Source organism: Stappia sp. TSB10P1A (assembly GCF_900185725.1).
Classification (GTDB): domain Bacteria; phylum Pseudomonadota; class Alphaproteobacteria; order Rhizobiales; family Stappiaceae; genus Stappia.
In genome coordinates, this window is record NZ_FYAU01000026.1 from 82,935 (window position 1) to 106,607 (window position 23,673).

The window sequence follows — 23,673 nt, forward strand, 5'->3', positions numbered from 1 at the left end:
TTTGTCAGCCGAACTCCACCACCTGGCGGATCGCCGAACCGTCTTCCAGCCGGTCCATCGCCACGTTGATATCGGCAAGCGGCAGGCGGTGGCTCAGCATCTTCTCCACCGGCAGCAGGCCTCGGCGATGCAGCGCGAACATGCGCGGCAGGTCGCGCTGCGGCACGCAGGAGCCGATATAGCTGCCCTTCAGCGAGCGCTCCTCGGCGACCAGCTTCAAGGCGTTGAGCGCCATGCGCGAATCCGGATGCGGCAGGCCGGCGGTGACCGTGGTGCCGCCGCGCCGGGTGATGTCGTAGGCGGTCTCCAGCGCCCGCACCGAGCCGGCGAGCTCGAACGCATAGTCGACGCCGCCCTTGGTGAGGTCCCGCACCGCCTCGACGGTCGCCTCGTCCGCCTTGACCGCGTCGGTCGCGCCCATCTGCCGGGCGACGGCGAGCTTGTTCTCGAACGGGTCGATGGCGACGATCTGCCCGGCCCCGGCGGCGGCTGCGCCGAGGATCGCGGCCATGCCGACACCGCCGATGCCGACCACCGCGACCTTGGCGCCCGGCTTGATATGGGCGGTGTTGAACACCGCGCCGGCGCCCGTCAGCATGGCGCAGGAGAACAGCGTCGAGATATGCGGGGCGATGTCCTGGTCGGCCTTGACCAGCGACTGGCGGGCGACCACCGCATGGCTGGCGAAGGCGGAGATGCCGACGTGATGATGCACGGGCCGCCCGTCCATCGACAATCGGCGGTGGCCGGTCATCAGCTCGCCGACGCCGTGATGCTTCGCCGCCTTCTCGCACAGGGCCGGCCGGCCTTCCGCACACGGGGTACAGCGGCCGCAGCCGGGCGCGAAGATGCACACGACGTGATCGCCGGGCGCAAGGTCGTCGACGCCCGCGCCGACCTCCTCGACATAGCCGGAGGCCTCGTGGCCAAGCACCATCGGCAGCGGCCGCGGCCGAGTGCCGTTGATCACCGAGAGGTCGGAATGGCAGACGCCCGCTGCGGCGATGCGGATCAGCACCTCGCCGGGACCGGGCGGCGCCAGCTCGACCTCGCGCACGGTCAGCGGCTTCTCCGCCGCGTAGTTGCCCTTGACCTCGCCGCGCTCCAGCACCGCCGCCGTGATCTTCATGTCTCCACCCTTCATTGTCTTCTTCGCCCGGGGTCTTCTTCGCCCAGGCGCCCGCGATGCGGCCCCATTGTTCGGGGGGATGCTAGCGGCAAACGCCCCCGAGGACAGACCCTAAATGGCGTTTCGTCCCGGGCCATAGGTTTTTGCAATAGCCGAGCACCAAGCAAATTATTGGTGCACCCTGTCGGCAATACCTAGGCTCGCTCGTCTCACATGCTCTGGGAGGGAAGCGATGAGAGCCGACTGCCGACCCGCGCAAGCCATGCGCCGCCGACAGCCCCGCGCAAGCCGTGGCACACGCCCCGCGCCGGCGGTCCCAGGCCGAGTTCACCAGACGAGACCCCTCGCAGCCTCCGCCAGCAACTGACGGAGCGAACCGACACGCGGGCGGCACGCAATCGCCCGCGGCAACCTTGAAAGGGAGTGAAACCATGCGGAAATTCCTGCTTACCACGGCGGCGATCCTCGCGGCCCCGTTTGCCGCCCTGGCGGCGGAAAAGCCGGCCGAGCTGAGGGTCGGCATCACCACCTTCCTGACCGGCCCGGCCTCGGTCTTCGGCGTGCCGGCGCGCGATGCGGCCGAGATCATCGTCGAGAAGCTCAATGCCGAAGGCGGCATCGGCGGCGTGCCGGTGCGCCTGTCCTTCATCGACGAGGGCGCCGGCGCCGAGGCGCTGACCACCGAGTTCCGCCGCCAGGTCGAGGCCGGTGCCCATGCGATGATGGGCGCGATCTCCTCCGGCAACTGCCAGACGCTGGCCCCGCTCGCCGAGGACCTCAAGGTGCTCAACCTGATGTGGGACTGCGGCACCCAGCAGATCTTCGAGCAGAACGACTACAAATACGTCTTCCGCACCCAGGCCAACGCCACGCCGGAAATGCTCGCCACCGTGCTCTACCTGCTGAAGGTCAAGCCGGACTTCAAGACCATCGCCGTCGTCAACCAGGACTATGCCTGGGGCCGCGATAGCTGGCAGATCTTCTCCGCCGCGCTGAAGGCCTTGAAGCCGGACGTCCAGGTGGTCGGCGAGTTCTTCCCCAAGTTCGGCGCCGCCGACTTCTCCACCGAGATCTCCCGCCTGCAGGCGATGCAGCCGGACGTCATCCTGTCGACCTCCTGGGGCGGCGACCTCGACACGTTCATCCAGCAGGCGGCCCAGCGCGGCCTGATGAACTCCTCGACCTTCGTCATTCCGCTCGCCGAAAGCTCGCTGGAGCGGCTCGGCTCGACCCTGCCGGCCGGCCATATCATCGGCGCGCGCGGCGACCACTACTTCCTGCATCCCGAGCGCCGGGACGATGCCGACTTCCAGGCGTTCATGACCGCCTTCCGCGAGAAGACCGGCGCCCATGCGATCTATCCCGTCTTCCACATGTCGCAGGCGCTCGCCGCGCTGAAGGCGGCCTATGACAAGGCGATCGCGGCCAAGGGCGGCGAGTGGCCGGAGAAGGACGACGTCGTCGCCGCCTTCGAGGGCCTGACCTTCCAGGGCCTCGGCCGCGAGGTGACGATCCGCGAGGACAACCAGGGCATCGAGGCGCAGCTCCTCGGCATGAGCGTCCAGACCGGCGACTATCCCTTCGCCACGCTGGAGAACATCATGATCTTCGACGGCGCCGCGCTGACCACCCCGGTCGGCCAGGAGTCGGTCGCCTGGGTCAGCCAGCTCACCCCGGAATATGTCGAGAGCGTCAAGATCGACGCTTACGAGAAGTAACCTGGCGACAAGTAAGCCGGCGACACGTAAGCCGGCGAAGCATGAGCGGGCGGGGCCGGCGCGCCCCGCCCTCCTCCCGAACCGCCCCGGACGGCCTCCCGCCCGGGGCGGTTTCGAAACAGCCGCCGCGCCCCGCCTCGCGCGCCGTGCCGCCCCCTGATCCGCCCATTGACCTGAATGGACGACCATGAACCTCACCATATTCCTTCTGGCCCTGTTCGACGGCATCGCCTATGCGGCCCTCGTCTTCAGTGTCGCCGTGGGGCTCACGCTGATCTTCGGCGTGATGCGCATCCTCAATGTCGCGCACGGCTCGCTCTATGCGGTCGGGGCGTATCTGACGGCCACGCTCACCGGCTATGCGCTGGCGCTCGGCTTCGCGCCGCTGCTCGCCTTCCCGCTGATGATCGCCTCGGCGGTGCTGGTCGGCGTGCTGGTCGGCGGCCCGATCGAATGGCTGCTGCTGCGCCGGATCTACAACAAGCCGGAAGTGCTGCAACTGCTGGTGACCTTCGCCGTGTTCATGATCCTGGAGGACGTGCAGCGGCTGGTCTGGGGCACCCAGCCCTATTTCCAGGCCGCGGCGCTGCAGGCGCTCGGCATGGTGCGGGTGTTCGGCGTCAACTACACGGTCTATCAGTTGATCCTGCTGCCGCTGCTGGCCCTGACGCTGCTGGTGGGCCTGCGCTTCTTCCTGCGCCACACCATCCTCGGCAAGCTGATCCTGGCGACCACCGAGGACCGCGAGGCGGCGCAGTCGATCGGCATCAATGCCGACAAGGTGTTCCTGGTGACCTTCATCGTCGGCGCCGCCCTTGCCGGGCTCGGCGGCGCGCTGGCCTCGCCCACCACCTCGATCCTGCCGGGCATGGGCGCGGACATGATCGTGCTGTCCTTCGCCGTGGTGGCGACCGCCGGCCTCGGCCAGATCGAGGGCGCGGCCTTCACCGCGCTGCTGATCGGCCTCGGCCGCTCCTTCGCCGTCTATGTCTGGCCGGAGACGGCGGTGCTCGTCCCCTATCTCATCATGCTGATCGTCCTGCTGGTGCGCCCGGAAGGGCTGTTCGGCAGCCCGACCGCCCGCAAGATCTGAGGAGGAGCGGATGACCCTTCGTCTGGCCATTCCGGCCCTTCTCATACTCGCCGTCGCCGCGATCCCCTTCGCCGCGCCGCAGCTCCAGCTCCTGATGAACCTGGCGCTCGCCAAGGGCATTGCCGTCGTCGGCGTGACGGTGCTGCTGCGCGCCGGCCAGGTCTCCTTCGGCCACGCGCTCTATTTCGCCATCGCCGCCTATGCCGCCGCCTTCCTGTCGGCCTCCATGCCCGGCGCCGACCTTGCCCTGGTGCTCCTCGTCGCGATTTCCGGCGCGGTGCTGTCGGGCATCGTTGTCGGCCTGTTCGTGGTGCGCTATCGCGGCATCTTCTTCGGCATGCTGAACCTTGCCTTCTCGATGATCTTCTGGTCGATCCTGGAGAAGTTCTACCACTACACGGGCGGCGCCGACGGCATCCGCCTGCCGCGCCCGACCGTGTTCGGCATGGCGCTGGAGCGCGGGCCGTTCGAGCTGATCATGTTCTACCTGTCGGTGGCGCTGGTGCTCCTTCTCGGCTGGTTCACCATCCGCTGGTTCGCCTCGCCGACCGGGCAGATCTTCCAGACCATCAAGACCAACGAGACCCGCCTGCAATATCTCGGCGTCTCGCCGCAGCGCGCGCTGCTGTCCGGCTATATCCTGTCGGCGGCGCTGTGCGGCACCGGCGGCGTCATCATGGGCATCGTCCAGGGTGTGGTGACGCCGGAATTCGCCTGGTGGATCCGCTCCGGCGAGATGGTGTTCATCGCCGTGCTCGGCGGGGCCGGCTCCGTCGCCGGCGCCTTTGTCGGCGCGGTGATCTACGAGGCCGTGCGCGTCTATGCCTCCGCCTTCGCCGGCGACATCTGGCAGTTGGTGCTCGGCGGCTTCCTGCTGGTCATCATCCTGTTCGCCCCCAAGGGCGTGATCGGCATCTACGACGCGGCGCTTGCCCGACTGACCGGCAAAGGCCTGACCGGCAAAGGGAGGTCGGAATGAGCGAGATCCTTCTCGAAGCCCGCAACCTGCAGATCAGCTTCGGCGGCGTCGTCGCCGCCGACGACGTGTCGCTCGCCATCGAGCGGGGCAAGAACCTTGCGATCATCGGCCCGAACGGCGCCGGCAAGACGACATTCCTCAACATCTGCACCGGCTGGATCAAGCCGACCAGGGGCAGGGTCTATTTCGAGGGCCAGGACGTGACGCCGCTGCCGCCGCGCCGCATCGTGCGGCTCGGCGTCGCCCGCGCCTTCCAGATCCCGCAGCTCTTCACCGAGCACACGGCGCTGGAGAACCTCCTGATCTCGGCCGCCGCCCGCGAGCAGCTCGGCAATCCCTTGCAGGACCTGCACCGGATCCGCGAGCGGGCGGAGATGCTGCACCTGCTCGACATGGTCGGCTGCGCCGATGTCGCCGACCGGCTGGTGGTGGAACTCTCGGAAGGCCAGCGCAAGCTGGTCGACATCGCCGTGGCGCTGGCCCTGCGGCCGAAGCTGCTGCTGATGGACGAGCCGACCTCGGGCGTCGCCTCCTCGGAGAAGTTCAAGGTCATGGAAATCCTGGTCAAGGCGCTGGCCGAGGCGAAGGTGACGAGCGTCTTCGTCGAGCACGACATGGGCATCGTCTCGCGCTATGCCGACGAGGTCGCCGTGTGGGCCGCCGGGCGGCTGCAGATGCAGGGATCGCCGGAGGAAATCCTGCGCCATCCCGACGTGATCCGCGACGTCATCGGGGAGGCCGTGTGATGCTGGAACTGAGCAATGTCGGCGCCTCGATCGGCATCATCCCGATCCTGCGCAATCTCGACGTTTCCATCGCCGCCGCCGAGACGGTGGCCCTGATCGGCCGCAACGGCGCCGGCAAGACCACCCTGCTGCGCTCGATCATGGGCTTCACTACGGTCACCGGCAGCATCCGCTTCGATGGTGAGGACATCACCGGCCTGATGCCGGCGAAGCGTCCGGGCCTTGGCATCGGCTACGCGCCGGAGGACCGGCGGCTGTTCTCCGCCTTCACCGTGGAGGAGAACATCCTGCTGCCGGCGCAGGTCGCCAAGCTGGATGCGGCGGAGACCCAGCGCCGGCTCGACCGGGTCTACACGATCCTGCCCGAGCTGCGGGAAATGGCCGGCCGCCCGGCCGGCAATGTCTCCGGCGGCCAGGGCAAGATGGTGGCGCTCGGCCGCGCCCTGATGCTCGGCACCCGCCTGATCATGCTCGACGAGCCGTTCCAGGGCCTCGCCCCGGCGCTGGCGCTGCGCTATGCCGAGGCGCTGAAGGCGCTGCGCGACGCCGACCGCACCGTCACCCTGATCATCACCGAATCCAACCCCGCACTGCTGCGCGGCTTCGCCAGCCGCACGCTGCTGATCGAGCGCGGAGAGATCTCCGAAAGCTCGCTCGAGCACGAAAGGACCCACTGATGAAAGCCACCAACGTCCCCCTGCCCCGCGCCCTCAACCTGATCGACGGGAGATGGGTGCCGGCGGCCTCCGGCAAGGAGATGGACGTGCGCTCGCCGATCGACGGCGAGGTGTTCACGAGGATTGCCGACAGCGGCCCGGAGGATGTCGATGCGGCGGTCGCCGCCGCCCGCGCCGCCTTCGACGGCGGGCCCTGGTCGAAGCTGACGGCGGCCGAGCGCGGCCAGCTGATGATGGCCCTCGGCGCCCGCATCCTGGAGGAGGCCGAGGCGCTGGCCCGGCTGGAGACCCTGGACAACGGCAAGCCGATCAAGCAGTCGCGCGCCGACATGATCGCCACCGCCCGCTACTTCGAATATTACGGCGGCGCCGCCGACAAGGTGCATGGCGAGGTCATTCCGTTCCTCAACGGCTACAATGTGCAGGTGCTGCGCGAGCCGCATGGCGTCACCGGCCATATCATCCCGTGGAACTACCCGGCGCAGATGTTCGGCCGCTCGATCGCCCCGGCGCTGGCCATGGGCAACGCCACCGTGCTGAAGCCGGCCGAGGACGCCTGCCTGACCGCCCTGCGCCTCGGCGAGCTGGCGATGGAGGTCGACTTCCCGGCCGGCGCCATCAACATCGTCACCGGCCGCGGCGAGGTCGCCGGCAAGGCCCTGTCGGAGCATCGCAAGGTCGACTTCCTGTCCTTCACCGGCTCGCCGGAGGTCGGCGTGCTGATCCAGACGGCGGCGGCGCGCAACTTCATCGGCTGCACGCTGGAGCTCGGCGGCAAGTCGCCGCAGATCATCTTCGACGATGCCGATCTCGACGCGGTCTATCCGGTGCTGGTCAACGCCATCATCCAGAACGGCGGCCAGACCTGCTCGGCCGGCTCGCGCGTGCTGATCCAGCGCGGCATCTACGACACGGTGATGGCCGAGTTGAAGACCCGCTTTGCGGCCGTCGCGGCCTCCGATTCCGGCGAGGATGCGGTGCTCGGGCCGCTGATCTCGGCCCGCCAGAAGAAGCGGGTGGAGACCTATATCGCCGAGGCCGACGCGCCGCTGGTCGCCCGCGGAACCATCGCCGAGGGCTCGCCGGAGGGCGGCTACTATGTCGCCGCCGCGCTGTTCGGCCCCTGCGACCCGAACTCGAAGATCGCCCAGGAGGAAGTGTTCGGACCGGTGCTCTGCGCCATCCCTTTCGAGGACGAGGCGGAGGCGATCCGCATCGCCAACGGCACCGACTACGGCCTCGTCGCCGGCATCTGGACCCGCGACGGCGGCCGCCAGCAGCGCGTCGCCAAGGCGATGCATTGCGGCCAGGTCTTCATCAACGGCTATGGCGCGGGCGGCGGCATCGAGCTGCCCTTCGGCGGCATCCGCAAGTCCGGCCATGGCCGCGAGAAGGGCTTCGCGGCGCTGCACGAGTTCTCCCACATCAAGACCGTCGTCCACAATCACGGCTGAGGACAGCAAGGACATGCGACTTCAAGGAAAGACCACTCTCGTCACCGGTGCCGCCTCCGGCTTCGGCAAGGGCATCGCCGAGACCTATGTGCGCGAAGGCGCCAAGGTGGCGATCGTCGACCTCAACGAGGACGGCGCGAAGGCTGTCGCCGCCGAGCTCGGCGATGCGGCCATCGCCATCAAGTGCGACGTCTCCAGGGCCGAGGACGTGGCGGCGGCCGTTGCGAAGACCTGCGAGGCCTTCGGCTCGCTCGACATCGTGGTCAACAATGCCGGCTGGACCAACCCGAACCGGCCGTTGATGGAGACCGACGAGGCGACCTTCCGCAAGATCTACGACATCAACGTGCTGTCGATCTTCCACATGACCAAGACCTGCGTGCCGGTGTGGCGCGAGCAGGGCGCCGGCGTGATGATCAATATCGGCTCGACCGCCGGCATCCGGCCGCGTCCGGGCCTGACCTGGTACAACTCGTCGAAGGGCGCGGTGAACCTGATGACCCGCAGCCTTGCCGTCGAGCTCGCCCCCGACAGGATCCGCGTCAACGGCATCGCCCCGGTGATGGGCGTCACCGGCCTGCTGGAGCAGTTCATGGGCATGCCGGACACGCCGGAGAACCGCGAGAAGTTCCTCGCCACCATCCCGCTCGGCCGCCTGTCGCAGCCGCGCGACATCGCCAATGCGGCGCTCTACCTTGCCTCCGACGAAGCCGACTTCATCACCGGCGTCATCCTCGAGGTCGATGGCGGCCGCACCATCTGAGCAGCCTGGGGTCCCCTGCCCCGCGACTGACGCCCGTGCCGATGGCGCGGGCGTCTTTTTTTGCGAAGAGGCACCTGTCAGCCGGCGGCGGAGCCGGCGCGGGCCAGGATCTGCCGGGCCCTGGCGATCACCGGCGCATCGACCATCGCCCCGTCGACGGCGACCGCCGCAGCGCCCCCTTCCACCGCCGCCAGCACCCGCTGCGCCCATTCGCACTCGGCCTCAGACGGCGCAAAGCCACGGCGGGCCGGCGCGATCTGCGCCGGATGGATGAGCAGCTTGCCGGCAAAGCCCATGTCCACGGCATGGCGGCAGTCGCCGATGATCGCCTCCTCGTCCCTGAGCGCCGTCGTCACCCCGTCGATGGGGCCGGACTGGCCGGCAAGGCGCGCGGCCATCGCCAGCGCGAACCGCGCCGGGCGCAGCACCTCGCGCTCATGCGCCATGCCGAGATCGGCGGCGAAATCGATGGAGCCGAAGGCGAGCCGGGTGCTGGCACCGGCGACCTCGCCGGCATTGGCAAGGCCGCGGGCGCTCTCGATGAGCGCGATCACCGGCAGGCCGGTGGCATCCGTAACGCGCGCGCAATCACCCGCCGTCTCCGCCTTGGGCAGGACGATGCCGGCAAGGCCGGCAATGCCGGCGCAGGCGGCAAGGTCCGCCGCGTGCCAGGGCGTGCCGCCGGCATTGACGCGCACAAGGACGCGCGCCGGCCTCAGAAGCGGCGCCAGCGCCTCGGCAAGCCCGGCGCGCGCGGCCTCCTTGGCGGCGGGGGCGACCGCGTCCTCCAGATCGACGATGACCGCATCGGCGCCGGCGGCGACCGCCTTGGCGAAGCGCTCCGGCCGGTCGCCGGGCACGAACAGCGGCAGGGTGATGCGGCCGATTCCAGCGGCCGTCTCGTTCGGGTGCGTCATGATGTCATCCGCCAGATGCGTTGTTCGGAAAAGGTGCAAGGAGCACAAGAGCCCGGCGGCGGCGGCCGCGCCAATAGCGATTTCGGCCCGCTCTCATTGATCGCGGCTATGACCGGCGGCCGGACAATGCCCATCAGGCATAGATTGTGGCAATAGCTGCGGGCACTCCCCTCTATTACTCCGGGCAGTGCGCTTCGGGCATACTGGGGCCAACAATAGGGAGAAGCGTTGAAAATGCAGGGTGATCTGTCCGGTCTCTTCGTGGTGTCCGTCGAGCAGGCGGTGGCCGCGCCCTATCTGTCCGGGCGGCTGGCGGAAGCCGGCGCGCGGGTCGTCAAGGTGGAGCGGCCGGAGGGCGATTTCGCCCGCGCCTACGATCACCTGGTGCATGGCGAGAGCGCCTATTTCGTCTGGCTCAACCGCGGCAAGGAGTCCGTCTGCCTCGACCTGCGCAGTGAAGCCGACCGCGACCTGCTGGCGGCGATGATCGCCAGGGCCGACGTCTTCATCCAGAACCTTGCGCCCGGCGCCATCGACCGGCTGGGCTTCGCGCCCGAGCGGCTGCGGCAGGAGAACCCGCGGCTGATCACCGTGTCGATCTCCGGCTATGGCGACGAGGGCCCGTTCCGCGACCTGAAGGCCTATGACCTGCTGGTGCAGGCGGAAAGCGGACTGTCGGCGATCACCGGCAATGCGGAAGGCCCGGCGCGCGTCGGCGTCTCGGTCTGCGACATCGCCGCCGGCATGACCGCGCATCAGGCGGTGCTGCAGGCGCTCTTCGCCCGCGAGCGCAGCGGCGAGGGCCGCCACATCGCCGTGTCGCTGTTCCACGCGCTCGCCGACTGGATGAACGTGCCTTACCTGCAATTTGCCTATGGCGGCAAGGAGCCGGAGCGCAACGGCCTCAACCACCCGACCATCGCCCCCTATGGCGCCTATTCGGGCAGCGACGGCAAGGACGTGCTGTTCTCGATCCAGAACGAGCGCGAATGGGTCAATTTCTGCCGCGACGTGCTGGAGCGGCCTGAAGTGGCGACCGACACCCGCTTCACCAGCAATTCGCGCCGCGTCGCCCACCGCGCCGAACTGGACGCGATCATCAACGAGGTGTTCTCGGCCCATACCCGCGACGAACTGGCCGACCGGCTGCGCGAGGCCCGCATCGCCTTCGGCCGGGTCAGCACCATGGACGACCTGGTCCGCCACCCGCAGAACCGCCATGTCGAGACGGACACGCCGTCCGGCCCGGTGCGCCTGCTCGCCCCCGGCGCGCTGGTCGACGGCAAGTCGCCGGACTTCGGCCCGGTGCCGGCGCTCGGCGCCGATACCGACAGGGTCCGCGCGGAGTTCTCCCATGTCGACGCCTGAGGCTCCGGTTTCCCAGCAGGCCCCGCAGACCGGCGAGCGGCTGCTGGCGATCCTCAACGACCGCAAGGCACGCAAGGTGCTGGATATCGGCTGCGGCCATGGCGCGCTGTCGCGCTCGCTCGCCGCCAAGGGGTTCGAGACGACCGGCATCGACCCGGACGCGGCCGCCGTCTCCGCCGCCCGCGAGGCGGTGCCGCACGCGCGCTTCGAGCAGGCGACCGCCGAGGCGCTGCCGTTTGCGGATGCCAGCTTCGACGCGGCGATCTTCCTCAACGCCCTGCACCATGTGCCGGAAGCGGTGATGCGCCAGGCGCTGGCCGAGGCGCGGCGGGTGATCGGGCCCGCCGGCGCGCTGATCGTCGTCGAACCGCTCGCCCGCGGCAGCTTCTTCGAGGTGATGCGCCCGGTCGAGGACGAGACGCAGATCCGCGCCGCTGCCCTGCGTGCGCTCGAGGCCGACATCGCCTCCGGCACCTGGCAGGTCGCCCGGCACGACACCTATGACCGGCTCTCGGACTTCGCCGCGCTGGAGGAGTTCATCGCCTATCTCGTCGCCGTCGATCCGGCGCGCAAGGCGGTGGCCGATGAGCGCCGCGCCGAGCTGGACGCCCTGTTCAGGGCCAAGGCAACAGCGAGCGAAAAGGGCTTCCGGCTGATCCAGCCGCTCACCCTCTACGAGCTGCATCCGGCCGCAGGCTGACGGCGCGTCACCGACCGCGAACGGGCTCAACCCGCCTCGCGATCCGGCGGCCGGCGGCGGCGCAGCGCCGCGCGCGCCAGCCGGGGCAGCGGCGTCTGCGAGATCAGCAGCGCCAGGAAGGCGATCAGCAGCACGCAGGAAATCGGGTGCGACAGGAAATCCCAGAGGAAGGTCGCCGGATCGTTGCGCGCCCCGATCATCGCCCGGCGGTAATTGGCATCCATCATCGGTCCGAGGATGACGCCGAGGATCACCGGTCCGACCTGGAAACCGTAGACTTTCAGGAAATAGCCGAACACGCCGAACAGCAGCATCCAGTAGATGTCGATCGGGTTGTTCTGGATGGCGTAGGAGCCGACCGCCGACAGGATGATGATCAGCGGGATCAGCACCGCCTTCGGGCACTCGACGATCTTGGTGAAGATGCGAATGCCGGTCAGGCCGAAGATCAGCAGGAAGACATTGGCGAGCGCCAGGTTGCCGACGGTGAACCAGAACAGGTGCGGGGTCTCGACCAAGAGCAGGGGCCCCGGCTTCAGCCCGTGGATGAACAGCGCGCCGATGATCACGGCGGTCACCGCATCGCCCGGAATGCCGAGTGTCAGCATCGGCACGAAGGCGCCGCCCACCGCCGCGTTGTTGGCCGCTTCCGGCGCCACCAGCCCCTCGCGGGCGCCCTCGCCGAACGGCACCTGCGGGTTCTTCGTCGCCCGCTTGGCATCGTCATAGGCAAGCAGCGCGGCGATGTCGCCGCCGGTGCCCGGCAGCGCGCCGATCACCGTGCCGATGCCCGAGGCGCGCAGGGCGACGCGGAAATAGCGGCGCAGGTCGGCAAGGCGCGGGATCACCCGATCGATCTTCTGCTTCACCGCCGGCAGGTCGAGCCGGTGCAACTGCACGAAGGCCTCGGCGACGCCGAAGAAGCCGATCATCGCCACCACGTAAGGGATGCCGCCCATCAGGGTGATCGTATCGAAGGTGAAGCGCCCCTCCGCCGTCATCGGATCGAGACCGACCATGCCGATCAGCACGCCGAGCGCGCCGGCGAAGACGCCCTTGGCGAAGCTCTCGCCCGACAGGGTGCCGACCAAGAGGATGCCGATCAGCGCCAGCAGCAGATAGTCGCGCGAGGTGAACATCAGCGCGAAATCGGCGAGCAGCGGCGCGAACAGGGCGAGCGCGGCGATGCCGACGAAGCCGCCGAACACCGACATCACCGTGGTCAGGCCGACCGCCTCGCCGGCCTCGCCGCGCTTGGCCATCGGGTAGCCGTCGAGCGCGGTGGCAATCGCGCTCGGCGCGCCGGGAATGTTGAGCAGGATCGCGGTGCGCGAGCCGCCATAGACGCCGCCGACGAAGACCCCGGCGATCAGCGCCAGGGCGTCGTTGACGCTCCACTTGAACGTGAAGGAGATCAGGATCGACACGGCCATCGTCACCGACAGGCCGGGGATCGCGCCGACATAGATGCCGGCGAGCGTGCCCGCCGCCGTCAGCATCAACAGCCAGGGGTCGAGCCAGGAAAGGGTGAGGTAGCCGAGCGTTTCCAGCATCTCAGATGAGACCCCGCAGCAGGGTTCCCTTCGGCAGCACCACCTGGAAGACGAGCGTGAACACCACATGGATCGCCGCGAGCCCGGCAAGGCTGACCAAGGCCGTCAGCACCACGCTGCGCCGCCACAGGAACTGGATCGAGGCGAACAGGAAGAGGCCCGAGGCGGCAAGGAAGCCGAGGTAAGGCATCGCCGCGATATAGGCAAAGACCAGCGCCACCATCACGGCCTGGCGCAGCGGCGTGATATCGGCGAGGAAGCGGCGCAGGCCGCCGCCGGCCGGGCCCATCGCCAGCACCTTCACCAGGATCGCCAGCGACGAGGCGACCATCAGGCCGCTCGCCAGCATCGGGAAGACGCCGGGCGTCGACAGGCCGGAAAAGCCGGAAATCTTGTAGGCTTCGGCGAACAGCCACAGGCTGAACGCGAGCAGGGCGACGGCGAAGGCAAGCTCGCCCGGTCGCCGCTGGGCGCGCGGGGACATGATGACCCTCCAGGCGGAGCGCGGGACCGCGGCCGGCCACGAGGAGCCGGCCGCGGCGCGGTATTACGGGCGCGGGATGCCGAGGCTCTCCGGGCTGACCTTGGCGCCGCCCGTGTCCTGCAGCGCCCAGGCGGTGACCTGCTGCCACTTGACGAGGAAGGCCTCGGCCTCCTCGCCGGAGATGTTCATCAAGACGTTGCCGCGATTGGCCATCAGCGTCTTGAACTCGTCGCTTGCGGCGGCGCTCGCGAAGGCCTCGACCAGCTTGGCGGTGACGTCGTCCGGCGTGTCCTTGCGCACGAAGACGCCGTAGAACGGCCCCCACGGCAGATAGGCGGACATGCCCGGAAGCGTGTCGGTCACCGCCGGAACGCCCGGCAGCGTGTCGACCGGCTCGTTGTTGACGACGGCGAGCGCGCGCATCGTGCCGGCCTTGATCTGCTCGGCCGCCGCCGACAGGCCGGACGGCATGAAGTCGACCTCGCCGCCCAGCATCGCGGTCAGGCCGGGGCCTTCGCCGTCGAAGGGAATGGCGGTGACGTCGAACGGCGCGGAGTTGGACAGAAGCGCGCTGACCGTCGAAGGCAGGCCGCCGGGGCCGGTGGAGCCCATCTTGACCTTGCCCGGATTGGCCTTGATGTCGTCCAGCAGCTCGGCCAGCGTCTGGTACTTGGAGGCCTGCGGCACGACGATCACGGCAACGCCGCGGCCGAGAATGTTGACCGGCGAGAAGTTGGAATAGTCGAGCTTGCTGACGCCCATGATCGGGTGCAGTTGCGGGTTCTCGGCGCCATAGAGGAAGGTGTAGCCGTCGGCGGGCGCGGCGTTGACATAGGCGGTGGAAATGGCGCCGGCGCCGCCCGCCTTGTTGAGCACGACGATGGGCTTGCCGAGGGCGGCTTCCGCGGCCGGGTTGACCGCACGGGCGACCACGTCGGTGGCGCCGCCCGCACCCCACATCACCACGCCGAGGAGCTCGCGCTCCGGGAAGTCGGCGCTGGCAACACCGGCGGACAGGGCAAGAGCAGCAACTGCTCCGGCAAGACTGCGGATCATCGTTTCCTCCCAGGGATCGTTGTGGCGGTTCTCCGGGCCCTCCCAGGCCCGCAAGATGGCGGCCGCTTTTGCCTGTCAAAACTTGCATGACAGAAAACGCAAGGCAAATGCCAATCAGGGCGAAATCAACAAGCTGGCTTCCTGTCGCCCGCCGGCCCGCAGATCCGGGGCCGCTCCGCCTCAGGCCGGCGACAGGCCGTAAAGCGCCTGCACCGCCGCAGTGTCGTCGCCGATGCCGAAGGTCTCGCGGGCGGACGCCGCCCGGTCGTAGTCGGTGATCGCCTCGTGCTGAGTGTGCGGCCAGTCGCTGCCCCAGACCACATGGCCGGGCGGCAACAGGTCGAGCAGCGCGCGCGCATGCGGGGCGACATCGACCGGCGCGCGGTAGGGGGCGGAGAATTTCACGAAAAGCCGCGACAGGTCGACCCCGCGCGACAGCGATGCCAGCCAGGGCTCGCGGGCGGGATCGGCCGCCTCCGGCAGGCCGAAATGATCGACCACCACGGTGACGCCGCGCGACAGCAGCGGGCTGACAAGGGCGGCCAAGCGCGGCCCCTCGAGCTGGATCTCCAGATGCAGGCCGCGCTCGCAAAGGCGCTGAAGCAGCCCGGCGACGGCCGGGCTTTCGAGGTCGGGCAGCGGCGCGCCGCGCACCAGGTTCCAGCGGATGCCGCGAATGCCGCCGGCAACCAGCGCATCGAGGCCGGCCGCGTCGATCTCTTCCGGCACCACGGCGACGCCGGCAAAGCGCTGCGGGTCGAGCTGCGACAGGGCGCCGAGCAACTGGGAATTGTCGACGCCGAGAAAGCTGACCTGGACGATGACGCCGCCGGCAAGCCCGTGCCGCGCCAGGCCGGCCTGCCAGTGCCCCAGCGGCGCCGGGCCCGCCGGCACGTAGCGCGCGCCGCGCGTCGCGCTCACTTCCTCATAGACATGAACGTGGCAATCGAACCGGATCATCCGCACCCTCCGACAGAAGTCATATATATGACTAGTTGACTGAATGGGTCAACATCCGCTAAAACTGCTGCGAGGAGGAGACGGAATGACCCACAGGATCCCCAGCGCGGACGAGCGGCTGCCGGCCTATGCGAAGCTGCGCGACGCGCTGGCCGCGCGCATCGCCAGCGGCGAGTGGGGGCCGAACCATCCGATTCCCTCCGAGGCGCGGCTGGCGCGCGACTACGGCATCTCCATCGGCACGGTCCGCAAGGCGGTCGACGGGCTGGTGGCGGAGGGCCTGCTGGAGCGGCGCCAGGGCTCGGGCACCTATCTGCGCCGCCCGTCCTTCGACGCGACGCTGTTCCGTTTCTTCCAGGTGCGCGGGCCGGACGGCGCCCCCTCCTCGATCCCGACTAGCGAGCTGATCCTGCGCGCCCGCACCGCGGCGCCGAAGGAGGCGGCGGCGGCGCTCGGCACCGACGACGTCATCGGCATCATCCGGTTGCGCTCCCTGTCGGACCAGCCGGTGCTGTTCGAGGAGCTCTACATTCGCGCCGATCGCTTTGCCGGCTTCGAAAGCCTGCCCGACAGCGCCTTCGGGCCGCTGCTGTATCCGCTCTACTTCGAGCGCTTCGGCGTTTTGGTGAAGCGGGCGACCGACGATCTGTCGTTCGGCCATGCCGACGCGCAGGTCGCCGCCCGGCTGAAGCTCAAAGCCGGCGATCCGCTGGCGATCATCAAGCGCACCGCCTTCGACATCGACGGCACGCCGGTCGAATGGCGCATCGCCCGCGGCAGTGCCGCGCAATTCCACTACCGCAGCGAAATCGGCTGACAAAAGCCGCCTCACGGGAGAGAAAGTCCATGAAAATCAACAAGATCATTGTCGCGACCGCTTTGCTCGCCGGCACCACTATGCCCGCGCTCGCCGACTATCCGCAGCGCCCCATCGAGCTCACCGTCCCGGCCGGCGCCGGCGGCGGCACCGACACCAGCGCCCGCAAGCTGGCCGTGCTGCTGGAACAAAAGCTCGGCACCTCGATCGCCGTGCTCAATGTCGGCGGCGGCGGCGGCTCGGTCGGCGCCTCGCAGTTCATGCAAGCGAGGCCCGACGGCTACGCGCTCTTCGCCACCTGGAACAGCCCGCTGACCACCGTGCCGCAGGTCCAGAACGTCGCCTACACGCTCGACAGCTTCACGCCGATCGCGTCGACCTCCGAGACGGCCTACACGCTTTGCGTCCATCCGGAGTTTCCGGCCGAGACCGGCGAGGAGTTTCTGGCCGAGCTCGCCGCCAACCCGGACAAGTACACCTATGGCAATGACGGCATCGGCGGCACGATGCAACTGGCGGCCGAACGCATCTTCCAGGCCCGCGACATCAAGGCGGTCGCCATTCCGTTCGGCGGCGCCGGCGAGACCTTGCAGAACTTTCTCGGCAAGCATGTCGACATCTATGGCGGCTCGATCTCGCCGGTCCTGCCGTATGTGGGCTCCAAGGAGGCCAAGTGCCTGGTCGTGACCTCGGCCGCCGACGTGCCGGCGCTGCCGCAGGCGGCCGGCCTTGAGAGCCTCGGCCTCGGCGACAAGGAGACCCTGCTGTGGCGGGCGATCCTGGGCCCGAAGGGCCTCGACCAGGCGATCGTCGACACCCTCGCGAGCGCCATCGACGAGGCGGTCAACGATCCCTCCTATGTCGAGTTCCTGGCCGCCAACGGCGAGATCCCGAACGTCGTCAAGGGCGAGGCGCTCGCCGAGCGGCTGAAGAGCGAGTTCGACGCGCTCGCCGCCGTCTCCAAGGCCCTGGGCCTGGCGAAGTAACATGGAACGCAGCCAGGACCTCGCCCTTGGCCTGCTCGTCGCGGGCCTGGGCCTGGCGGCGGCATGGCAGGCCGGCTCCTATCACGGAGCCGGCGGCACCTACCCGATGGTGCTGGGCCTGGTCCTGGCGCTGTGCGGCGGTCTCGTCATGCTGCGCGCCGCCCGCGCCAAAACCGATGCGCCGCGACGGCTCGTCGACGTGCCGGCCAACCTCGTCAAGGCGCTGGCCGCCGGCGTCATCTACGTGGCGCTGATCCTGCCGCTCGGCTTCTACACCGCCTCGGCGCTCCTGATGCTGGCGCTGCCGCCGGTGCTGGGCTTCCGCCGGCCGCTCTACACGGCGGTGGTGGCGGCGAGCTTCGTCGCGCTGGTCTGGGCGGTCTTCTCGCTGGTGCTCAACAAGCCGCTGCCGGCCGAGCTTTGGGCCGCCTCGCGCCTGGGAGGCTGAGATGGACTTCTTCCTGAACGCCGCCTCGGCCGTGCTGACGACCGGGCCGCTCGCCGCCATGCTGGGGGCGACGCTGCTCGGCGTGCTGATCGGCGCCCTGCCCGGCCTCAACCCGGTGATGGCCATAGCCCTCTTGCTGCCGCTGACCTACTCGATGGACCCGCTGGTGGCGCTGGCGATGGTCGCCGGCATCTATAACGGCTCGATGTATGGCGGCGCGATTCCGGCGATTCTCCTGCGGATTCCGGGCACTCCGGCCTCCATCGCCACCACTTTCGACGGCTTCCCGATGGCCGAGAAGGGCGAAGCGGCCAAGGCGCTGAAGATCGCCTGCTGGTCGTCGGCGATCGGCGGCATCGCCAGCGCGCTGGCCTTGATGAGCGTCGGGCCGCTGCTGGCCCGGGCGACGCTGCAGTTCGGGCCGGCCGAATATTTCTGGATCGCCATGTTCGGCATGGCCTCGGTCGGCGTCATGGTCGGCAGCGATCCGGTCAAGGGCATCCTGGCGGCGGTGCTCGGCCTGCTGGTCGGGACGGTCGGCATCGACTCCCTGTCGGGCCAGGCGCGCTTCACCTTCGGCCAGCCCTGGCTGCTCGGCGGGCTCGACCTGGTGGTGGTGCTGGTCGGCCTCTACGCCTTGCCGCCGGTGCTGCAACTGGCCGAAAAGTGCGATCTTAGAGGCCTTTCGGCCGCCCAACTGAAGCTCGCCAGCGTGCCGTTCCGCAAAGGCGAGGTGCGAAGCCTGCTGCCGACCTGGGGCCGCTCGTCGCTGATCGGCATCTTTGTCGGCGTGCTGCCGGGAGCGGGCGGCAACATCGCCGCGTTCCTGAGCTACAACGCCGCCAGGAGCGCCAGTTCCGAGCCGGAAAGCTTCGGAAAGGGCAACCCGCAAGGGGTGGCGGCTGCCGAATGCGGCAACAACGCCGACAACGCCGCCTCGATGATTCCGGCGCTGACCCTTGGCATTCCTGGCAATGTGGTGGCGGCGCTGGTGCTGAGCGCGCTGATGATCCACGGGCTGCAGCCGGGGCCGCAACTGTTCCACCAGAACCCGGTGCTGGTCGGCGGCTTCATGATCGAGATGCTGCTGACCTCGGTGCTGATCCTGCTGGTCGGCGGGGCTGCCGCAACACGAATTTTCGCGCAAATTCAAAGGCTTCCGGGCGTTCTGCTGGTGCCCTCGATCCTGGTGCTGATGTGCGTCGGCGTCTATGTGATCAACGGACGGCCGGTCGATCTTTGGGTGATGCTGGCGGCAGGCGCCGCCGGCTACCTGCTGGAAAAGCTGAACGTGCCGCTGGCGCCGATCATCCTGGGCATGATCCTGGGGCCGATGGCCGAGCAGAGCGTCCGGCGGGCGCTCCTGATCAGCCGGGGCGACCCGACAGAGCTGCTGACCCGGCCGATCTCGGCGGTGCTGGCACTGGCGACGCTCGGCATGATCCTGTGGCCGCTGCTGCGGGCGATCAAGCGCCGCCGCGCCAAAAAGGCGAGCGAAAACAAGCCTTAAGAGAATTTCGAGAATTTTCGAGACGGATTTTGCAAAATTTCGAGAAATTTTGACGCGCACGCTCTCAATCGTCGCAAAAACCGGCGCCCGGACGAAGACCCGTCCGGGCGCTGTCGTTTCGGGGATAAGCGGGAACCATCCCCGAGAGGCCGGCGGGCGCCGGCAGGGCGCTTCTCCCCCCGCAACCGGAAACTAACCCCCGCCGGTCCGAGCCGTGGCATGATGGCGACGGATCGGACGAGCGGGAAGACCGGTTCAGGCAGTGGCGTTCAGGCAGTCGCGTTCAGGCGGTGGCTTCGGCGACCTTTCCGGCGCGGGCGGCGTTCGCCTCGCCGATGTCCCAGAACAGGCCGGCCATCATCGCCAGCGCCTCGCGGGTCGTGGAATGGAGCGCGTGCTCGTTCGGCGCGTGCTGGGAGCAGCCGGGGTAGGAATGCGGCACCCAGACGGTCGGCAGGCCGAGAATGTCGGCGAAGGTCTCGTTCGGCAGCGAGCCGGCGAGGTTGGGCAGGATCGCCAGCTTCTTGCCCGTCGTCGCCTCGATCGAGGTCCTGACGCGCGTCACCCAGGGATGGCCGGGGTCGAGGCGCGTTGCGTGGAAGAAGCCGCGATCGGCCGGAACGATCTCGACCATCTCGAAGCCGTTGGCGTCGAGATGGCGACGCAGCGCCGGCAGGATGTCGTCGGGATCGGTGCCGACCACATAGCGGAGCTGGCAATGGGCATGGGCACGGCCCGAGATGGCATTGACCGGGGCGGAGGGAACGCCGCTGGTCTGGGCGAGCACGGCGAAGCTGTTCCAGCCGAAGGCGCGCTCGGACGGGGTGAGGCTCTCCTCGCCCCAGTCGGTGTCGACGGTCGGGCCGTCGAAACCGCCGACCGGGCAGTCCTTCAGCGCCTCGCGCACCGCCGGGGTCAGGCTGGTCGGGCGCCATTCCGGCACCTTGATCTGGCCGCGGCGGTCGGTGATCGAGGCGAGCGCATGGGCGAGCACGATGGCCGGGTCGCGCAGCAGCCCGCCCCAGTTGCCCGAATGGTGGGCGCCCTCGCGCAGCTCGACGCGCAGGTCGAAATTCACCGCCCCGCGCGAGCCCATGAACAGGGTCGGCCGGTCGGGATGCAGGCGCGGGCCGTCGGAGGCGATCAGCACGTCGGCGGCGAAGGTCTCGCGGTTCTGCGAAAACAGCTCGGCAAGGCCGGGCGAGCCGCATTCCTCGCCCATCTCGATGATGATCTTGCAGTTGAAGCCGAGCGCGCCGCGCTCCTCGAGAATGGTCCGCAGCGCCGCGATGTTGATGCAGTGCTGGCCCTTGTTGTCGGCGGTGCCGCGCCCGTAGAGCTTGTCGCCCTCGCGCACCAGGCGGAAGGGATGCAGCCCCTCGCGCCACTGGTCGGTCTGGGCGCGGATGACGTCGCCATGGCCATAGGTGAGGACGGTCTCGAAGGCCGGATCCTCGATGCGCTCGGCGAAGAGGAAGGGCACGGACGGGTCGACCGGGTTGGTCATGATGCGGCAGGTGAAGCCGAGCCCGGTGAGCTTGGGCTCCATCTCCTCGACGAGATAGCGCATCAGCTCCGCCCGGCGGGACGGGTCCTGGCTCTCGGTCTCGAAGGCGAGCATGCGGGCCAGCTCGCTCTCGTAGCCGCCGCTCGAAAGGTAATTGTCGATGCGCGCGATGGCGCTCTCACGGTTCGCCATGTCAGGCTCCCTCGGTTTCGGGCACGGCGTCGCCCCATGGCGACATGATCTCCGTGCAGCCCATGTTCATGCCGTCCTGCCGCAAGACGCCGGCCGGGCAGGCGAAGGCGTATGGGAAGACGGTGCGGCGGGGCGCCGTCACCGGATGGACGGCGGCAAGCGCGGCAAGGACCGGCTGCGGCAGCGTCTCGTCGGCGAGGATCGCCCCGCCGCCGCTGTTGTCGATGCGCGGCTGGTGGAACGCCGCCTCCAGCGACATGTCGAAGTCCAGCAGGAAGGAGGTGAGATTGAGCACGGCGGGAAGGATCTTGCGGCCCCCCGAGGCGCCGATGGCGAAGCGCCGGCCGTCCTTGCTGCCGACCGCCGGACAGACATTCATCAAGCAGGCCTTGTTCGGCGCCAGCGAGTTCGGCTTGCCGGGCTCGGGATCGAACCACATGATGCCGTTGTTCATGAGCAGGCCCGTCGAGGGCGAGACGACGCGCGAGCCGAACACCGACAGCAGGGTCTGGGTGACGGCGCACATGTTGCCGTGCCGGTCGACGACGCTGAAATGGGTGGTGCAGGACGGCGTGCCGGAGCCCTCCGCCTCGCCGGTGTCGCCCATTTCGCGCAGGCGCCGCGCGTAAGCGACCGACAGGGCGCGGGCCATCTCGGCATAGCTGGTGCCGTCCGGCGCGGAGGCAGGCGTGAAGGCCGCCTCCATCATCGCCAGACACTCGACCAGATTGGCGCCGGCCGTCAGCCCGCGCGCGGTGTGGATGGTGCCGCCGCGATAGGAGGTCTTGAGCGCGGGAGCGAGCACCGGCCGGTAGGCGGCAAGGTCGGCCTGCGACAGCGAGCCGCCCTTGGCCTGGACATCGGCGGCCATCGCCACGGCGATGTCGCCCTCGTAGAAGTCGCGCGCGCCGCCTTCCGCGATGCGGCGCAGCGTGTCGGCAAGCCGGCCCTGATCGAGGCGGATGTCGGAAATCGCCGTCCAGCCGGCGGATTTCGGCCAAACCCCGTCATCGAGGAACATCGCCGCCGCATCCGGGTCCTTGGCAAGGTCGCGGGCGACCGAGGCGATGATCAGCGACGCATACCAGTCGACCAGCATGCCCTTTGCGGCAAGTTCGGCCGCCGGCAGGACGAGGTCCTTCCACGCCATCCGGCCCCAGGTGGCATGCGCCAGCTCCATGCCGGCGACGGTGCCGGGGACCGCGATCGCCGTGGCGCCCTGGACGTTGCGATCCCCCTCGACCGCCGGCCAGGGGAAGAGGTCGCCGGCCTTGCCGTCGCTGGACAGCGGATAGTCGGCCGGATCGAGGCCGGCCGGCGAGCGCATGCCGAAATTGACGCTGTGCGCCTGCTGCTCGCCCTCGCGCCAGACCACCATGGCACCGCCCCCGGCCGGGCCGCTCATCCACGGCTCGACGACGCCGACGGCGAAGGAGACGGCGACCGCCGCATCCACCGCATCGCCGCCGGCGGCAAGGACGGCGGCGCCGATCTCGGCGGCCACCCGGTGCTGCGAGGCGACGACGCCGCCTCTTGTCTCGAGGACATGCTTTCGCACGGACTGGGTGCGCGACAGGTTGCTCATGGGCGGGTCTTCACCGAACGGGATGGAACGGAACGTCAACAGGGCATCAATGGGCGGGAACCGCGTGCAGATGGCAGTCGACATGGCCCTGCGCGCTCCTGACATGGGGCGGCGGGGTGGTCTTGCAGATCTCCAGCGCACTGGCGCAGCGCGGATGGAAATGACAGCCGGACGGCGGGTCGATCGGGTTGGGATAGGTCGCGCCGAGATGGGTGTCGGGCACCGAAAGGTTCGGGTCCGGCGTCAGCACGGATTCCAGCAGCGCCTTCGTATAGGGATGGCGCGGCCCGGCAAAGAGCTCAGCCGCCGGCGCCTCCTCGACGATCTTGCCGAGATACATGACGGCAACGCGGGTCGCCAGATGCTCGACCACCGCCAGATTGTGGCTGATGAACAGATAGGTGAGGCCGAGTTCCTCGCGCAGGTCGCCGAGCAGGTTGAGGATCTGCGACTGCACCGACACGTCGAGCGCCGAGGTCGGCTCGTCGCAGATGACGATCTCCGGGTTCATCACCAGGGCGCGGGCGATGGCGACGCGCTGGCGCTGGCCGCCGGAGAGCTGGTTGGGATAGCCGCGCAGCACCCGCTGCGGCAGGCCGACGAGATCGAGCATGCGGGCGACGGACTTCGCCCGCGAGGCGCTGTCGCCGATCTTGTGGACGACCAGCGGCAGGGCGATGATGTCCTCGATGCTCTTGCGCGGATTGAGCGAGGAATAGGGATCCTGGAAGATCGGCTGGATGCGGCGGGCGAGCACGGTGCGCTCGCGCGCCGTGACCTCGCGCCCGTCGATCAAGACCTGGCCCGAGGTCGGCGCCTCCAGCCCGAGCAGGATCTTGGCAAGGGTCGACTTGCCGCAGCCGCTCTCGCCGACAAGGCCGAGCACGTCCTTGCGATAGATCCGCAGGCTGACGCCGCCGAGCGCATGCAGGGGCCTCGCGGCGGAGAACATGCCCTGCTTGACCCGGTAGGTCTTGGTGACGGCGGCAAGCTCGAGAACGGGAGTGGCGCCGGCTTCGGGCGCGACGGCC

At 69.0% G+C, this 23,673-nt stretch carries 22 protein-coding genes; 13 read left to right on the plus strand and 9 right to left on the minus strand.

What is annotated here, in order from left to right:
• Window positions 1–4: 4 nt before the first annotated feature.
• The gene (locus TSB10P1A_RS11760; protein WP_186388478.1) at window positions 5–1,129 is read right to left on the minus strand and encodes a zinc-binding dehydrogenase; all 1,125 of its coding nucleotides are present in this window, start codon (window positions 1,127–1,129) and stop codon (window positions 5–7) included.
• Window positions 1,130–1,560: 431 nt separating this feature from the next.
• Between TSB10P1A_RS11760 and TSB10P1A_RS11765 the strand changes: the two genes are divergently transcribed.
• The 7 genes from TSB10P1A_RS11765 to TSB10P1A_RS11795 all read left to right on the plus strand — a co-directional run bounded on the left by TSB10P1A_RS11765 (window position 1,561) and on the right by TSB10P1A_RS11795 (window position 8,559).
• Window positions 1,561–2,847, plus strand: coding sequence for an ABC transporter substrate-binding protein (locus TSB10P1A_RS11765; RefSeq protein ID WP_186388116.1), 1,287 nt, complete (start codon window positions 1,561–1,563; stop codon window positions 2,845–2,847).
• A 187-nt stretch (window positions 2,848–3,034) separates the two neighbouring features.
• The gene (locus tag TSB10P1A_RS11770; protein ID WP_186388117.1) at window positions 3,035–3,940 is read left to right on the plus strand and encodes a branched-chain amino acid ABC transporter permease; all 906 of its coding nucleotides are present in this window, start codon (window positions 3,035–3,037) and stop codon (window positions 3,938–3,940) included.
• Between the two features lie 10 nt (window positions 3,941–3,950).
• Entirely contained in the window at window positions 3,951–4,919 is a 969-nt protein-coding gene (locus tag TSB10P1A_RS11775; RefSeq protein ID WP_186388118.1) for a branched-chain amino acid ABC transporter permease, read from the plus strand.
• Entirely contained in the window at window positions 4,916–5,665 is a 750-nt protein-coding gene (locus tag TSB10P1A_RS11780; protein ID WP_186388119.1) for an ABC transporter ATP-binding protein, read from the plus strand. Before TSB10P1A_RS11775 ends, TSB10P1A_RS11780 begins: the two co-directional genes overlap by 4 nt.
• Window positions 5,665–6,342, plus strand: a complete 678-nt coding sequence (locus TSB10P1A_RS11785) for an ABC transporter ATP-binding protein (protein WP_186388120.1) — start codon at window positions 5,665–5,667, stop codon at window positions 6,340–6,342. Before TSB10P1A_RS11780 ends, TSB10P1A_RS11785 begins: the two co-directional genes overlap by 1 nt.
• Window positions 6,342–7,796 carry an aldehyde dehydrogenase family protein gene (locus tag TSB10P1A_RS11790; RefSeq protein WP_186388121.1) on the plus strand — a complete coding sequence of 485 codons (1,455 nt, stop codon included), beginning with the start codon at window positions 6,342–6,344 and terminating at the stop codon, window positions 7,794–7,796. The genes TSB10P1A_RS11785 and TSB10P1A_RS11790 overlap by 1 nt, the downstream gene beginning before the upstream one ends.
• A 13-nt stretch (window positions 7,797–7,809) precedes the next feature.
• On the plus strand, window positions 7,810–8,559 hold the full coding sequence (locus TSB10P1A_RS11795) for an SDR family oxidoreductase (protein ID WP_186388122.1): 750 nt from the start codon (window positions 7,810–7,812) through the stop codon (window positions 8,557–8,559).
• 77 nt (window positions 8,560–8,636) lie between these two features.
• Here the strand turns inward: TSB10P1A_RS11795 and TSB10P1A_RS11800 are convergent, their stop codons facing one another.
• Window positions 8,637–9,476, minus strand: a complete 840-nt coding sequence (locus TSB10P1A_RS11800; RefSeq protein WP_186388123.1) for a CoA ester lyase — start codon at window positions 9,474–9,476, stop codon at window positions 8,637–8,639.
• 234 nt (window positions 9,477–9,710) lie between these two features.
• Here TSB10P1A_RS11800 and TSB10P1A_RS11805 point away from each other — a divergent pair, with 234 nt between their 5' ends.
• Window positions 9,711–10,844 carry a CaiB/BaiF CoA-transferase family protein gene (locus TSB10P1A_RS11805; RefSeq protein WP_186388124.1) on the plus strand — a complete coding sequence of 378 codons (1,134 nt, stop codon included), beginning with the start codon at window positions 9,711–9,713 and terminating at the stop codon, window positions 10,842–10,844.
• The gene (locus tag TSB10P1A_RS11810; protein ID WP_186388125.1) at window positions 10,831–11,544 is read left to right on the plus strand and encodes a class I SAM-dependent methyltransferase; all 714 of its coding nucleotides are present in this window, start codon (window positions 10,831–10,833) and stop codon (window positions 11,542–11,544) included. The genes TSB10P1A_RS11805 and TSB10P1A_RS11810 overlap by 14 nt, the downstream gene beginning before the upstream one ends.
• 26 nt (window positions 11,545–11,570) lie before the next feature.
• On the opposite strand, the gene TSB10P1A_RS11815 is transcribed toward TSB10P1A_RS11810, so the two are convergent.
• The 4 genes from TSB10P1A_RS11815 to TSB10P1A_RS11830 all read right to left on the minus strand — a co-directional run bounded on the left by TSB10P1A_RS11815 (window position 11,571) and on the right by TSB10P1A_RS11830 (window position 15,597).
• Complete coding sequence (locus TSB10P1A_RS11815) at window positions 11,571–13,097, minus strand: tripartite tricarboxylate transporter permease (protein WP_186388126.1); 1,527 nt, start codon at window positions 13,095–13,097, stop codon at window positions 11,571–11,573.
• 1 nt (window position 13,098) lies between these two features.
• Complete coding sequence (locus tag TSB10P1A_RS11820; protein WP_186388127.1) at window positions 13,099–13,581, minus strand: tripartite tricarboxylate transporter TctB family protein; 483 nt, start codon at window positions 13,579–13,581, stop codon at window positions 13,099–13,101.
• Between the two features lie 63 nt (window positions 13,582–13,644).
• On the minus strand, window positions 13,645–14,637 hold the full coding sequence (locus TSB10P1A_RS11825; RefSeq protein WP_186388128.1) for a tripartite tricarboxylate transporter substrate binding protein: 993 nt from the start codon (window positions 14,635–14,637) through the stop codon (window positions 13,645–13,647).
• Window positions 14,638–14,817: 180 nt separating this feature from the next.
• Window positions 14,818–15,597, minus strand: coding sequence for an amidohydrolase (locus TSB10P1A_RS11830; protein WP_186388129.1), 780 nt, complete (start codon window positions 15,595–15,597; stop codon window positions 14,818–14,820).
• 85 nt (window positions 15,598–15,682) lie between these two features.
• Between TSB10P1A_RS11830 and TSB10P1A_RS11835 the strand changes: the two genes are divergently transcribed.
• Genes TSB10P1A_RS11835 through TSB10P1A_RS11850 form a run of 4 tightly spaced genes read left to right on the plus strand, consistent with a single transcriptional unit; the run spans window position 15,683 to window position 19,358 of the window.
• The gene (locus TSB10P1A_RS11835; RefSeq protein WP_186388130.1) at window positions 15,683–16,414 is read left to right on the plus strand and encodes a GntR family transcriptional regulator; all 732 of its coding nucleotides are present in this window, start codon (window positions 15,683–15,685) and stop codon (window positions 16,412–16,414) included.
• A 29-nt stretch (window positions 16,415–16,443) separates the two neighbouring features.
• Window positions 16,444–17,400: a tripartite tricarboxylate transporter substrate binding protein gene (locus TSB10P1A_RS11840; RefSeq protein ID WP_186388131.1), complete on the plus strand. Its 957-nt coding sequence runs from the start codon at window positions 16,444–16,446 to the stop codon at window positions 17,398–17,400.
• 1 nt (window position 17,401) lies between these two features.
• Window positions 17,402–17,848, plus strand: a complete 447-nt coding sequence (locus TSB10P1A_RS11845) for a tripartite tricarboxylate transporter TctB family protein (protein ID WP_186388132.1) — start codon at window positions 17,402–17,404, stop codon at window positions 17,846–17,848.
• Between the two features lies 1 nt (window position 17,849).
• Entirely contained in the window at window positions 17,850–19,358 is a 1,509-nt protein-coding gene (locus TSB10P1A_RS11850) for a tripartite tricarboxylate transporter permease (protein WP_186388133.1), read from the plus strand.
• Window positions 19,359–19,641: 283 nt separating this feature from the next.
• On the opposite strand, the gene TSB10P1A_RS11855 is transcribed toward TSB10P1A_RS11850, so the two are convergent.
• From TSB10P1A_RS11855 to TSB10P1A_RS11865, 3 genes are read right to left on the minus strand one after another with little or no spacing between them, the layout of a single operon-like run.
• Complete coding sequence (locus TSB10P1A_RS11855) at window positions 19,642–21,057, minus strand: M20 family metallopeptidase (RefSeq protein ID WP_186388134.1); 1,416 nt, start codon at window positions 21,055–21,057, stop codon at window positions 19,642–19,644.
• 1 nt (window position 21,058) lies between these two features.
• Window positions 21,059–22,642: a gamma-glutamyltransferase gene (locus TSB10P1A_RS11860; RefSeq protein WP_186388135.1), complete on the minus strand. Its 1,584-nt coding sequence runs from the start codon at window positions 22,640–22,642 to the stop codon at window positions 21,059–21,061.
• A 46-nt stretch (window positions 22,643–22,688) separates the two neighbouring features.
• Window positions 22,689–23,594 (minus strand): ABC transporter ATP-binding protein, encoded by a 906-nt coding sequence (locus TSB10P1A_RS11865; RefSeq protein ID WP_371515096.1) that lies wholly within the window; start codon window positions 23,592–23,594, stop codon window positions 22,689–22,691.
• Window positions 23,595–23,673: the final 79 nt, after the last annotated feature.